A 13578-nucleotide genomic window follows, 5' to 3' on the forward strand; every position below is an offset into this window, starting at 1 on the left:
AATTAATAGCGTTTTTTCTGTAATACGTATGAAAAATAGATGTTACATTCTTTAATTAAAATTTGTTAGTTGGTTTTTCCTATAAGTTTTTCCAAGGCGTCAATATGTTTTTTAAACGCAGCTTTTCCAAGTTTGGTGGCGCTGTAACTGGTGTTCGGTTTTCTTCCTATAAAACTTTTTTCAACTAAAATATATTCGGCTTGTTCTAAGGCTTTTATGTGGCTGGCAAGATTGCCATCTGTAACGTCCAGCAGTTCCTTTAGCCGGTTAAAATCTGCATCTTCGTTTACCACAAGTATGCTCATTATACCCAGCCGGATACGATGATCAAAAAGTTTATTTATGTTGTCTATAATGCCCACGTTTAGCTTTTTCTTTCGTTAAGATACATAATGCTGCCGTATAGAATGTGGAAAATACCAAAGCCCAAAATCCAAAACCAAAGACCGTAGCCAGGAAATGCTGCGCAAATAAGTCCGATAACTATTTGAGCATACCCCAGATATTTTACGTTTCCAATGGTGTATTTTGAAGCATTTACTAGCGCGAGACCGTAAAAAATAAGCATTAGCGCTGCAGTGAGGCCGTAGTGCTCACTATTTATTTTTATGATGATATAGATTCCGCCGGTTACCAATGGAATTAGGAAGTTTAACAGCAGTCGGCGAGTGGTTGTGTCCCAAATTTTTTCGTTATTCTTTTTTGCTTTTCTTGTGGTTAGTAGATACGCGGTTACTACGCTAAATATTGCTACCAGAGCTAAAAGTGCTACAAGCAGTTTAAAATTCCAACTGCGAAGTGTTATAAATTCGCCCGGTGCGGGGAAAAGATACACATACGCTATAACGGCTCCAACGATGGCGTAGAGCCCTGCGAAAATTCCGGAGAGGCCGCTAAGTGAAATAAACCGAGACGAGCGGTTCATTAAATTTTTAATTTCGCTGATGTCTTTTAAATAATCTTGCTCACTCATAATAAAGTACTTTGAAAAACAAAGTAAGTGCAAATTTATTTCACAACCAAATTTATTTATTGAATACTTTTTATAAAGGTTTTGACTGGATTGTAAAAAGTAAGAATGGTCTTACAAAATAAAAAGGGGAAAATCCCCTGTAATATCAGGTTTTTTCCTCTTGATTGATACAATACTTCTTCGCATCTTTATACTCTGAATTAATTGGGGAGTTAATTTAAACCATGACTCAAAAGCTGTTTCTCACTTGGAAACAGCTTTTGTTATTTCGTTGACACTTTAGCATTAAAAAATTCGGGAAATACTTCTTGATTAACATGTATTTCATCCCGAAATTTATATACGATTAAAATGAGAGCTTTATAAAGTTTTGTTTTAGCCAAAGCGCCCTGCCATCAATAGATAGCAGGGCGCTTTACAGTTTGAGAATTACAAAAATATTTAAAGTGTAAGGATCGTTTTTCGAATAGCAACCAAATCTGTTAGTAGTTTTTCAAGCAAGTTTAAATTTAGCATATTGGCGCCATCGCTTTTTGCGTTTGCAGGGTCAAAATGGGTTTCAATAAAAATTCCATCTGCGCCTGTTGCAATTCCGGCACGCGCAATAGTAGAAATCATTTCGGGTCTTCCACCCGTAACGCCAGCGCTTTGGTTGGGTTGCTGTAAGCTGTGCGTTACATCTAAAACTACGGGTGCATATTGTTTCATGGTTGGGATACCGCGAAAATCTACAATCATATCTTGGTAGCCGAACATAGTACCACGATCAGTAATTAGTACTTGTTCGTTATCGCAATCGGTTACTTTTGTAACGGCGTGTTTCATACTTTCGGGGCTCATAAATTGTCCCTTTTTTAAGTTTACAACTTTTCCAGTTTTTGCTGCGGCTACCACCAAATCGGTTTGGCGCACTAAAAATGCGGGTATTTGTAACACATCTACAAATTGTGCAGCCATTTCGGCGTCGCTTACTTCGTGAATATCTGTTACGGTGGGAACGTCAAAAGTTTCGGAAACTTTTTGAAGAATTTTTAAAGCCTTTTCATCACCTATTCCTGTAAAGCTGTCAATCCGGCTGCGGTTTGCTTTTTTAAAACTGCCTTTAAAGATGAAAGGAATTTCAAGTTTACCGGTAATCTTCACAATTTTCTCTGCTATTTGCAGCGCCATTTCTTCGCTTTCAATAGCGCAGGGGCCAGCAAGCAGGAAAAAATTGTTAGTGTTTGTATGTTTTATTTTTGGGATTTTATGTAGTTGCATTTTCTTGTATAGTCTAAAGATTTGTAAGTATTGTGCTCAGTTTTTTTGGGTTTTTTTGGTTGTTCCAGAATAATAGGAGTTCAATTTTTTTGTCGTTTATTAATCTAAAATACAACGTAGTTTGTTTTGAAATAACAAAGGAGTGAAATGATTTTTTTTTCAGAATATCTACTAGGAATTATACCAGATGAGAGAGTCAGTAAATAATCATTCACGAGAATTTCAAATTTATCAGCTTCGTGAATCCCCCATTTATTAAAGATGAAATCTAGCTCTTGCCAATAAGATTTTAATGCCAGTTAGCTCCCAGATTATTCGTTCATCGCTTAAATCCATATTTTTTTCTGGTCATTTCTCTTACTTGATTATTGGTGTATATTTCACCGTTTTCAATTTGTTTAAGGGATTTCAATAATAATTCGTGAACTTCTGGGGTAAGAGTTTTAAAAAAATCTTCTTGGCTTTGTTCCAAATTATCCAACACCTGATCTACTGCCAATAAGGTATTTTTATCGGAGGTATTTATTCTAAAAATTATTTTCTTTTTTAAATCTGAAATTTCCATTTCCCAAAGTATTTACACAAAGATATGAATTAAAGCTATAAACATTTTAAGGAATATGGTTTTGAATCTTTTGGAAACTATTTCTTCACAATTTTAAAAGTCTGTAAATCTCCATTGTCACTTTCAACCTGCAAAAGATAAACCCCCGATTTTGTTTTTGAAAGGTCAACTTGTTTGTTTTTTGAAGTTGTTTCAACCAATTGCCCCAATATATTAAATACTGAAACTTGTGAAATAGGTTGTTTTGATTTTATATAAAGAAGACCGTTGGTTGGATTTGGATAAACCTGGTAGTTGGAAACTTCATTTTCTGAAATACCCAAGGTGTTGTTTGTATACCAAGTTAATTTGTTATCGCCGCTAGATGCAGAAACAATATCTAACCAACCGTTACCGTTAAAATCTGCGGCTTTGGCATCACTTACAAAATCGACTGCCAAAGTAATTATATTAGGTGTTCCAAAAGTACCTTGTCCATCTTCATTTTCCTTCCAAGAAATCTTGTCTGCGTATCTATTCCATAATAACATGTCGTTATCGCTATCATTGTCAAGATCATAAAAAAGATATTGATCATGCGTATCCATTATAAATTGGAGGTCTCCAAAGTTTCCTTGGTTGTCCAAATTTTCAAGCCAATAGGTGTTTATAAAGGAATTGTCATCTATAGAAGTTATAATGAGATCCTTTTTTCCATCTGTATTGATATCTGCATATTGAAATTCAACAATATTAGTACCACCAGACTGCGCCCAATTAAATTGGTAGATAATTTGCATCGGGCCGAGGCTGCCATTGCCCATATTTTTATGCCAAAAAATCTTGCCTTGGCTATAGACATACTCTGTGGCAAGAATATCCAAAAGCCCATCATTATCAATATCCTCCAATGCTATTTTAGCAAATTCATTTGGGTTGTCTATTAATAACGCTTGTGGTCCAAATGCACCTTGTCCATCAATGTTTTCGTACCAAACTATCCATCCTGTAAAAGTATCTGTTAGCGTCGCCAATAAATCTAAATCGCCATCATTGTCCATATCAATAGATTTAATATTTCCAATAAAATCTTCTTCCATTACTATTTGTACTGCGCCAAAATTACCGGCTCCATCAAGGTTTTCAACCCAGACTACCTGCCGAGGATTGTTTCTTAGGTAAAGTATATCTTTATCTCCGTCATTATCTAAATCCACAAACTCAACTGAAAGATAGAAAGCACTTGTTCCATCAATCACATTTTCGCTTCCGAAGTTTCCGGCGCCATCTAGGTTTTTATACCAACTAAGTTCGTATGTTTCACCCGATGCGGTTAGAACATCTATAAAACCATCGTTGTCAATATCAAAAGGAATGGATAAATATGATTTTTCGGTCTCTGTAGAAATAAGTTGCTGTTCTCCAAACCGCTGCGAAAACCCAGAAATTGTCCACAAGATTAAAAGTGTAAAGAGTAGCTTTGCCTTCATAATTAAATATTTAACATAAATATATTGTTTTTAGACAGTTAATTCTAATTTTTTTATGAAAAATAAAATATCATCTTTTACTTCTAATCCACTTAGAAACACTACTTTTGCACCCTCTTAAAAAAAGGAGTAACTATATGAAAGTCAAAAACATTGCAATTATTGCCCACGTTGACCACGGTAAAACCACCTTGGTTGACAAAATTATGCACTTCTGTAGTATTTTCCGTGAAAACGAAAATTCTGGAGAACTTATCTTGGATAACAACGATTTAGAACGCGAACGCGGAATTACTATTACTTCAAAAAATGTTTCAGTAATATATAAGGACACAAAAATTAATATAATTGACACCCCTGGTCACGCCGATTTTGGTGGTGAAGTTGAACGTGTTTTAAATATGGCCGATGGCGTACTACTTTTAGTAGATGCCTTTGAAGGACCTATGCCACAAACTCGTTTTGTGTTGCAAAAAGCAATCGACCTTGGTTTAAAACCTTGTGTTGTTGTAAATAAAGTAGATAAAGAAAACTGTACGCCAGATGAGGTGCACGAATCTGTTTTTGATTTAATGTTTGAATTAGGGGCCGAAGAATGGCAACTAGATTTTCCAACTGTTTACGGCTCGGCAAAGCAAAACTGGATGAGCGATGATTGGAAAAAACCTGCAGATACTATTGAACCATTGTTAGATATGGTTTTGGAACACATTCCTTCACCAGAATTTGAGGAAGGGACGGTTCAAATGTTGATTACTTCTTTAGACTTTTCTTCTTTTACGGGACGTATCGCTATTGGACGTTTACAAAGAGGTGTTTTAAAAGAAGGAATGCAAGTTACTTTGGTGAAGCGTGACGGAACGAAAGTAAAATCTAAAATTAAAGAACTGCATGTTTTTGAAGGATTAGGACGCAGAAAAGTCTCTGAAGTTCAAGCAGGCGATATTTGTGCTTTAGTTGGTTTGGAAGGTTTTGAAATTGGCGACACCGTTGCCGATGCCGAAAATCCGGAAGCATTAAAAACTATTTCTATTGATGAGCCTACTATGAGTATGCTTTTCACCATCAACGATTCTCCGTTTTTTGGAAAAGATGGAAAATTTGTTACTTCAAGACATATAAAAGAAAGACTTGAAAAAGAGCTTGAAAAGAATCTCGCTTTGCGTATGCAACCAACAGATAGTGCCGACAAGTTTTTGGTTTTCGGTCGTGGGGTACTGCACCTTTCTGTTTTAATTGAAACTATGCGTCGCGAAGGTTATGAGCTTCAAATTGGGCAACCACAAGTAATTATTAAAGAGATTGACGGTGTAAAATGTGAACCGGTTGAAGAAATGACTATCGATCTTCCCGAAAATGTGAGTGGTACAGCCATTAATATGGTAACTATCCGTAAAGGCGAAATGCTTAGTATGGAAGGAAAAGGTGATAGAATGGTTTGTAAATTTATAATTCCATCGCGTGGTATTATTGGCTTGCGTAACCAATTGCTTACTGCTACCGCTGGAGAAGCAATTATGACACACCGTTTTCTTGAATACCAACCTTTAAAAGGCGGAATTCCTGAAAGACAAAACGGTAGTTTGGTTTCTATGGAAACCGGTACCGCAATTCCTTATTCTATCGATAAATTACAAGATAGAGGTCGTTTCTTCGTTAATCCAAATGAAGATATTTACGAAGGGCAAGTTATTGGTGAAAATTCCCGTCAAGATGATATGACGGTAAATATTACCAAAACTAAAAAGCTCTCTAACGTACGTTCTTCGGGAGCTGACGATAAAGCTAGAATTGTTCCTGCAATTAAGTTTTCACTTGAAGAAGCATTAGAATATATTCAAAAAGATGAATATGTTGAAGTTACGCCAAACCATCTTCGACTTCGAAAAATATATTTGAAGGAAGTAGATCGTAAACGTAACAAAATATAATATAAAGACGATAGACATAGGATTCAAAATAAATTTTGGTCCTATGTTGCACGTCAAATATTATTACATTATTTTAAAAATATAATTGGTGTTCCAGTAAATAAACTCCACGATTTTTAGTTTATTTGTGGAAGCTGAAAATGATGGCAAAGCAAAAGTAAAGTCATCACTCCAAAAAAAGGCATTAGTATAAAATTATAGGTATGAATTTTCTTTATTTCGATCCAGGACTGGGAGCAATGATAGTACAAGCATTAGTAGCAGCAGCAGCTGGTATTTTGCTTTTCTCAAAAAGTGTTTTGTATAAGGTGAAGTCTTTCTTCGGATTGGTAAAAGAAGAAGAAGATACTTACGATTCAATTGACGTTGAAGAGCAAGACACCAATACAGATGACAAAAAAATCTAACGCACACCAAGCCTCGTTTAGAGACCCTTCAGGTTACATATTTCACGATGGAAAAACGCTGCGCAGGGCTATAAAACCTATTTATTTTCCGCAGTATAACAAGTTAAAAGACAGCGGGTTTTTTAAAAATCTTATTGCCAACGGCTTGTTGATTCCGCATACTGAAACTTCTGTTTCTTCCGAAGAAATTATTATTACCCCTGAAGAAATTCCGTTTATAACCAATCCTTACGAGTGGAGTTTTGAACAGTATAAACACGCTGCACTTCACACTTTAAAAATTCAGAAATATGCGCTTTCAAAAGGTTTTATTTTGAAAGATGCTTCGGCCTACAATATTACTTTTCACAAAGGGAAACCTGTTTTTATCGATACGCTTTCTTTTGATTTCTATGAAGAAGGCACCCCGTGGCGCGCTTACAAACAATTTATCACTCATTTTTTAGGGCCGCTTGCCCTCGCAAAATATCACGGCACCGAAGTCTTTAAAATGATGCAAACGCACATTGACGGAATTCCAGTGAAATTACTTTCTTCTTTGCTTCCGTTGCGAACAAAAATTAGTTCGGTGCTTTACCCCAATATTCACCTGCTTGCAAAAATGGAAAACAAGCATAGCGAAGATTATAAAGCCGAAACAAAAATCGCGACCCTTTCCAAAAAGGCACAAGAAAACATCATTAAAAGCCTTTACGATTATATTAAAGGGTTGACACTAAAAGAATCTAGCGAATGGGGCGATTATTACGATAAAACCAATTACGACGAAACCGCCTTTGAAGCTAAAAAAACGCTAATCAAAGAGTGGATAAAACCTTTGGCACCTCAAAAATTAATTGATGTTGGTGGCAACGACGGTACCTTTGCGCGTACTGTAATTGACACGGTACCGCATATTGTTGTTACCGATATTGATAGCAACGCGGTAGATTATAATTACAAACAAGTTCAACAAAATAAAGAGGCAAATATGCTTCCTTTTGTGTGCGATGTGCTGCAACCTGCACCGGGTATTGGTTTTAATAATACCGAACGAAACTCACTTATTGAACGTTTAAAAAATTATGCGCCAGATGTTACGATGGCCCTGGCTTTAATCCATCACATTACCCTCTCGGGGAACGTACCTTTTGAAAAATCTGCCGAATTTTTCGCGTCGTTTTCAAAAAACTTAATCATTGAATTTCCAAAGCGTGAAGATTCTTGGGCAGAATCTTTGTTGGTTCGTAAACGCGAGTTTATTAATCATTTTGATTTTTACAACGAGACCGAATTTGAAAAAGGCTATTTAGAATACTTTACAATTGAAAAAAAGGAAACGGTAAAAGGCACAAAACGTTTGCTATATTTGTTGAAAAACAAAAATCTTGAAGCCTAAAAGTAGTTTTCTCAAGAAGCATTTTCAAAATATTTCTAAAAGCCCAATTGTTATTGCACTTGGCGTTGGGCTGTATCCCTTAGTTTTTTACTATTCCCGCAACTTCGGGATGATTAATTCTTGGGAGCAGTTTGGGTATTTTATACTGCTGTTTCTGCTTCTTCCCACAGTTTTCTTCGCGGTACTAACCCAAGTGTCAAAGTTGTCTTTTGCTGCGAAATGGAAGAAATATCTACTTCCTTTTTTTAGTGTATTTCTGTTTCTATTTTATGTTAAAATCATTTTATATGCAGACATTCAGCGTAAAATTATTTTAGGCATTTTTATTCTTTCGGTACTTGTTGCCTATTTTCTGCATAAACACTTTAAAAAATGGATTTTTCTGCAGTTAATTTTGGCGGTAATTGGTTTTATTGGTTTAGTGCCAACCTTACTGAAATATTTAAACTATTCTTCCAATTGGACCCAGCAACCCGATAATATTGAAACAGTAGTTTTTAAAAAGAAACCAAATATTTACTACATTCAACCCGATGGGTACGCTAGTTTTTCTGAAATGCAAAGCGACTTTTATCAGGTCGATAACAGTGATTTTAATAATTTTTTAGCTGAAAACGGCTTTAAAAATTACTCTAATTTCCGAAGTAATTATATAACCACAATTTCGTCAAACAGTGCTACATTTATGATGAAACACCATTATTATGACAACGGAAAGGATTATTCTGAAATGTTAAACGCGCGGAAAAATATTATAACCGAAAACCCTGTACTTTCCATTTTTAAAAACAATGGTTATAAAACACATTTTATTACGGAACATCCCTATTTAATGGTTAATCGCCCAAAAGTAGGATTCAATTACACTAATTTTGATTACAGCGAAATACCTTACATTTCCACTGGTTTCAAAGTAAAACGAGAAGTGTTTCCAGATTTAGAAAAGGCGATTGCTGCTAAAAATGAAGATGGTAATTTCTTTTTTATTGAAATTTTTGAACCCAGCCATGTTTCTACCACCAAAGCTGCATCAAAAGGCAAGGAAACAGAGCGCAAAGAATGGATTGATAGGTTGCAGGTTGCAAATGCGAAGATTAAAAAAATGGTTAATCTAATTTCTGAAAAAGATCCCGAAGCCTTGATTATGATTATGGCAGATCACGGTGGTTTTGTGGGCTTAGATTATACTCTTCAAGTTTACACTAAAACCTCAAATCCTGAGATTATTTATACTACTTTTGGAGCTATGTTGGCTATAAAATGGCCAAATGGCGAAGCGCCTGAAATAGATTCGCATCTTAAAAGTTGTGTTAACACGTTTAGGATTTTATTTTCGTATTTGGGAGATGATAACAAATATTTAGAGCATTTGCAAGAGGACAGCAGCTACCTTATTTTAAAGGACGGTACCGAAGCAGGTGTGTACAAATATATTGATGAAAACGGCAATATTATATTTAGTAAGTTATAAAATATTAAGTTTTAAGACGGTTTTCTTCTAACATTCAGAGGCATTCAAAAATTAGTAGAAATCAAGCTTAAATCTTTGAAAATAATACTTTTTCGAAATCTATCCGAGTGGTTATTGAGGCTGGAAAAGTGATTTCAAATTAAAATTGATATCAAACGCATTGGAAAACTATAAGGTAAAAAAATATAACTCATCGCAAAAAGAAATGTGGGACAACTTTGTAAAAGAAGCAAAGAACGCTACGTTTTTGTTCCAACGCGATTTTATGGATTATCATTCAGATCGGTTTGTTGATTATTCTTTGTTGGTTTTTAAAGGTGAAAAGTTAGTTGGTTTACTTCCGGCGAATATTTTAGATTCAGAGTTACATTCCCATCAAGGATTGACATACGGCGGATTGGTTTTAAGTAAGAAAAGTACGTTTGCGGAAACTATAGTAATTTTTAAAAGTGTACTCACTTTTTTGAAAAGTGAAGGTATAGCCGTTTTAAAACTGAAATTGCTCCCCAAAATATATCATCAATTGCCGAGTGATGAAATTGATTATTTGTTGTTTTTAACCAACGCATCGTTAACTCGAAGAGATATTACAAGTTGCGTCGATAATGAAAATCGTTTAAAAATTAAATCTTCTAATCGTTTACGCGGAATAAAAAAAGGAGTAAAAAATGAACTCGAGGTTAAAGAAGAAGCGAAATTTGAAACGTTTTGGAACGAGGTTTTAGAGCCCAATTTAAAGCAAGTACACAATCAAAAACCTGTTCATGCTGTCAAAGAAATTAAATTACTTCAATCTCGTTTTCCGAAGAATATAAAACAATTCAACGTTTATAAAAATGACGAAATCGTCGCTGGTGCAACTATTTTTGAAACTTCAAATTTAGCACACGCGCAGTATATTTCGGCAAATGAAATGGGGCGACAAACAGGCGGATTGGATTTCCTTTTCAATTATTTATTGGAGCATTTTTCGCATAAAAAATATTTCGACTTTGGGATTGTAAACGAAAACCAAGGAATGAAGGTAAATAAAGGACTTTTGCATTGGAAAGAAACCTTTGGCGGCAGGAGTATTACTCACGATTTTTACGAAGTAAAAACTGAAAATCACCAACTATTAAACGATATTTATTTATGATTCCGTTTTTAGATTTAAAAGAAATAAACCAACGTTTCGAAACGGAATTTCAAAGCAATTTCCAACAGTTTTTAGATTCTGGATATTATATTTTGGGTAACCAAGTGAAATTGTTTGAATCGAACTTCAGTAGATTTTGTGGTACAAAGCACTGCATTGGTGTTGGCAATGGTTTAGATGCATTGCGACTTATTTTGGAAGGGTATAAAATACTAGGAAAACTAAAAGAAAACGATGAGGTTTTGGTGGCTTCAAATACATATATCGCCACAATTTTGGCAATAAAACAAGCGGGTTTACAACCTGTTTTGGTGGAAGCCGATTTCAATACTTATAACTTCGACTTAACTTCACTTAAAAATTCAATTACTGAAAATACAAAAGCGATAATGCCCGTTCATCTTTATGGCCAAATTTCGCCAATGGGAGAAATTTTAAAAATTGCCAAGGAAAATAATATGTTGGTAATTGAAGACGCTGCGCAAGCACACGGCGCGAAAAATGCCAATGGTAATCGTGCAGGAAACCTTGGCGATGCCGCAGGATTTAGTTTTTATCCGTCAAAAAATCTTGGTGCCCTGGGAGATGGGGGAGCGGTTACCACCAATGACGATGCTTTAGCGCAAACAATTACGAAACTCAGAAACTACGGCACTACAACCAAATACGTAAACGAACTTTTGGGTTTTAATTCGAGGTTAGACGAAATTCAAGCTGCATTTTTAAACGTAAAATTACCAACGCTCGACACCGATAACAAGCGCCGGCAAGCAATTGCAAAAAAATATATTTCCGAAATAAAAAACAATAAAATTACGCTTCCAAAATACGATGGCGGTGAAAACCACGTGTTCCATCTTTTCGTAATTCGTGTGGAAAATAGAAATGCGTTTATAGATTATTTAGACCGAAACGGAATTGGTCATTTAATTCATTACCCAATTCCACCGCATAAACAACAGGCACTTTCAGAGTTTTCGCATTTAAGTTTTCCTGTCACGGAACAAATTCATAAAGATATAATCAGTATCCCGATAAGTCCGATTCTGCGTGACGAAGAAATGAAATTAGTTATTTCCGTTTTAAATAGATACTAATTGAAAATCCCACAATTCATACGCGGCAATTTACTTTTAAAGATGACCTCTTTAAATGCTGTTGTTATAATAATAAGATTACTAATTTCGGGAGTAGTTCAGCGTCTTTTAACTGAATATGTTGGACCAGTTGGGCAGTATAAAATCGGGCAGCTCCGCAGCTTATCGCAACTCTTAACATCTGTTGCGTCCTTGGGTACGTTTAATGGCATTATAAAATATATTGCAGAATATAAAAAAGATGAAATACAGCTGCAAAAACTGTTTTCTACTGTATTTGTTTTTACAATTATAGGAACTTCCGTTTCAGCTTCGGTACTTCTGTTTTTTTCTACAGAAATAAGTATTTATCTATTTTCAACTTCAGATTATTCATATCTAATTAAATTAACCGCAGTAATAGTGCCATTTATAGCAATGCAAAGGGTTTTTAACGGGGTTGTAAACGGTCTTTCTGAATATAAAAAGTATGCTAAAATAGACTTGATAAGCTATTTTATTAGCATTGGGCTAACCATTGTTTTTCTATTTCAATATAACTTGGCGGGAGTTTTGATTGCCATTGCTATTACACCCGTTATTCAAGTTTTGGTAATGCTTTTCTTTTTTTATAAGGTGCTACGAGAGTATATACAGTTTAAAAACCTTAAGCTTGAAACCCCAATGGCCAGAGCTCTTTTAGCGTTTACAGTTATGTCTTTTGTGTCGTCTATTTTATTGCCAATTGTGGAGATTGATATTCGGAGCATGCTCGATGATAGACTTTCAGGAAGAGATGCAGGTATCTGGACAAATCTAACTTTTATATCCCAAAATTATATGGTGTTTTCGGGCTCATTGTTTACGCTATATGTAATACCAAAATTCGCTGGAATTTATGAATACAAAGAATTTAAGAAAGAAGTAATCTCAATTTATAAAACTCTTTTACCACTTTTTGCGGGTGGAATGATTTTAGTTTTTTTATCAAGGAATATTATTATTGAACTTATCTATCCTGGACAAGTAGAAATGGCTCCACTGTTTAAATGGCAACTTATGGGCGATTTTATACGTTTGGCATCACTCATTTTAGCACATCAATTTCTGGCGAAAAAGCTGGTGTTTAATTTTATATTTACAGAAATTTTTTCTCTTTCAGTATTTTACGGCTTAGCTTACTATTTGGTTGGAATATATGAAGTTGAAGGTGTGGTTATCGCACATTTTATTAGGTGTTTAATTACATTCTGTGTAATATTATATTTAGTATTACGCTATTTTAAAAAACAAGGAAATAAATTAGAAACGAATTAAACTTTATTTTGAAGCTTTTCTTTATTAAAATATATCGGGATTTAAGAAAGTTGAAATATAATTTCCTGTCCACTAATAGAAATATAAAAGGAAATTATAAAGCCCATCAACCTATTGTTTGCAATGGATCAGGAAAAATATCATTCGGTCAAAATGTGAATTTTGGAGTGATAAATTCGCCTTCATTTTATAATACCTATGCATATTTAGAAGCAAGAGGAAAGGAGGCGAATATTTCTTTTGGGGATAATGTGAATATAAATAATGGGTTTTCAATAATTGCAGAAAGGAGTATCACAGTAGATAGTAATGTTTTGATTGGTTATAACTGCCAAATTGCGGATAGCGATTTTCACGATTTAAATGTTGCTAATAGAATGGAAACAGATCCATTTCCAAAGGAAGTAATTATTGGCAAAAACGTGTTTGTTGGTAATAATGTGACAATTTTAAAAGGTGTTGTTATCGGAGAAAACACTGTCGTTGCTAATGGTTCGGTTGTTACAAAAAGCTTTCCAAAAGATGTAATTATCGGTGGGGTGCCAGCAAAAATTATTAAGGAACTTTAGTTTTCCAAATCTTAATTTTTTTGA

Annotated in this window: 13 protein-coding genes; 8 read left to right on the top strand and 5 right to left on the bottom strand. The window is 34.8% G+C overall.

Features of this window, described 5'->3' with window-relative positions; translation table 11 throughout:
- Window positions 1-65: 65 nt before the first annotated feature.
- The 5 genes from K8089_RS11180 to K8089_RS11200 all read right to left on the bottom strand — a co-directional run bounded on the left by K8089_RS11180 (window position 66) and on the right by K8089_RS11200 (window position 4267).
- Window positions 66-362, bottom strand: a complete 297-nt coding sequence (locus K8089_RS11180; protein WP_237603376.1) for a winged helix-turn-helix domain-containing protein — start codon at window positions 360-362, stop codon at window positions 66-68.
- A 2-nt stretch (window positions 363-364) separates the two neighbouring features.
- Window positions 365-973: a hypothetical protein gene (locus tag K8089_RS11185; RefSeq protein ID WP_237603377.1), complete on the bottom strand. Its 609-nt coding sequence runs from the start codon at window positions 971-973 to the stop codon at window positions 365-367.
- A 441-nt stretch (window positions 974-1414) separates the two neighbouring features.
- Window positions 1415-2233 (bottom strand): 3-deoxy-8-phosphooctulonate synthase, encoded by an 819-nt coding sequence (gene kdsA / locus K8089_RS11190; RefSeq protein ID WP_237603378.1) that lies wholly within the window; start codon window positions 2231-2233, stop codon window positions 1415-1417.
- A 319-nt stretch (window positions 2234-2552) separates the two neighbouring features.
- Window positions 2553-2798, bottom strand: coding sequence for a hypothetical protein (locus tag K8089_RS11195; RefSeq protein WP_237603379.1), 246 nt, complete (start codon window positions 2796-2798; stop codon window positions 2553-2555).
- A gap of 77 nt (window positions 2799-2875) precedes the next feature.
- Window positions 2876-4267 (bottom strand): T9SS type A sorting domain-containing protein, encoded by a 1392-nt coding sequence (locus tag K8089_RS11200; protein ID WP_237603380.1) that lies wholly within the window; start codon window positions 4265-4267, stop codon window positions 2876-2878.
- Between the two features lie 137 nt (window positions 4268-4404).
- Here K8089_RS11200 and typA point away from each other — a divergent pair, with 137 nt between their 5' ends.
- From typA to K8089_RS11240, 8 genes are all read left to right on the top strand, one after another.
- Entirely contained in the window at window positions 4405-6198 is a 1794-nt protein-coding gene (gene typA, locus K8089_RS11205) for a translational GTPase TypA (RefSeq protein ID WP_237603381.1), read from the top strand.
- A 203-nt stretch (window positions 6199-6401) separates the two neighbouring features.
- Window positions 6402-6605, top strand: a complete 204-nt coding sequence (locus K8089_RS11210; RefSeq protein ID WP_237603382.1) for a hypothetical protein — start codon at window positions 6402-6404, stop codon at window positions 6603-6605.
- Window positions 6589-7983 (top strand): class I SAM-dependent methyltransferase, encoded by a 1395-nt coding sequence (locus K8089_RS11215; protein ID WP_237603383.1) that lies wholly within the window; start codon window positions 6589-6591, stop codon window positions 7981-7983. Before K8089_RS11210 ends, K8089_RS11215 begins: the two co-directional genes overlap by 17 nt.
- Complete coding sequence (locus K8089_RS11220; protein ID WP_237603384.1) at window positions 7973-9454, top strand: sulfatase-like hydrolase/transferase; 1482 nt, start codon at window positions 7973-7975, stop codon at window positions 9452-9454. The genes K8089_RS11215 and K8089_RS11220 overlap by 11 nt, the downstream gene beginning before the upstream one ends.
- Window positions 9455-9599: 145 nt before the next feature.
- On the top strand, window positions 9600-10592 hold the full coding sequence (locus K8089_RS11225) for a GNAT family N-acetyltransferase (protein WP_237603385.1): 993 nt from the start codon (window positions 9600-9602) through the stop codon (window positions 10590-10592).
- The gene (locus tag K8089_RS11230) at window positions 10589-11689 is read left to right on the top strand and encodes a DegT/DnrJ/EryC1/StrS family aminotransferase (RefSeq protein ID WP_237603386.1); all 1101 of its coding nucleotides are present in this window, start codon (window positions 10589-10591) and stop codon (window positions 11687-11689) included. Before K8089_RS11225 ends, K8089_RS11230 begins: the two co-directional genes overlap by 4 nt.
- Window positions 11690-12985, top strand: a complete 1296-nt coding sequence (locus tag K8089_RS11235; protein WP_237603387.1) for an O-antigen translocase — start codon at window positions 11690-11692, stop codon at window positions 12983-12985.
- Window positions 12986-13035: 50 nt separating this feature from the next.
- A complete protein-coding gene (locus K8089_RS11240) occupies window positions 13036-13554 on the top strand; it encodes an acyltransferase (RefSeq protein ID WP_237603388.1) in 519 nt (172 codons plus the stop codon).
- The last annotated feature ends 24 nt before the right edge of the window (window positions 13555-13578 follow it).

The organism is Aequorivita vitellina, assembly GCF_022008365.1.
Taxonomy (GTDB): domain Bacteria; phylum Bacteroidota; class Bacteroidia; order Flavobacteriales; family Flavobacteriaceae; genus Aequorivita; species Aequorivita vitellina.

Excerpts from the sequence above, each read along its gene's own strand:
- K8089_RS11185 (WP_237603377.1), bottom strand. The coding sequence starts at position 973 with ATGAGTGAGCAAGATTATTTAAAAGACATCAGCGAAATTAAAAATTTA.
- kdsA (WP_237603378.1), bottom strand. The coding sequence starts at position 2,233 with ATGCAACTACATAAAATCCCAAAAATAAAACATACAAACACTAACAAT.
- K8089_RS11195 (WP_237603379.1), bottom strand. The coding sequence starts at position 2,798 with ATGGAAATTTCAGATTTAAAAAAGAAAATAATTTTTAGAATAAATACC.
- K8089_RS11200 (WP_237603380.1), bottom strand. The coding sequence starts at position 4,267 with ATGAAGGCAAAGCTACTCTTTACACTTTTAATCTTGTGGACAATTTCT.
- typA (WP_237603381.1), top strand. The coding sequence starts at position 4,405 with ATGAAAGTCAAAAACATTGCAATTATTGCCCACGTTGACCACGGTAAA.
- K8089_RS11210 (WP_237603382.1), top strand. The coding sequence starts at position 6,402 with ATGAATTTTCTTTATTTCGATCCAGGACTGGGAGCAATGATAGTACAA.
- K8089_RS11215 (WP_237603383.1), top strand. The coding sequence starts at position 6,589 with ATGACAAAAAAATCTAACGCACACCAAGCCTCGTTTAGAGACCCTTCA.
- K8089_RS11230 (WP_237603386.1), top strand. The coding sequence starts at position 10,589 with ATGATTCCGTTTTTAGATTTAAAAGAAATAAACCAACGTTTCGAAACG.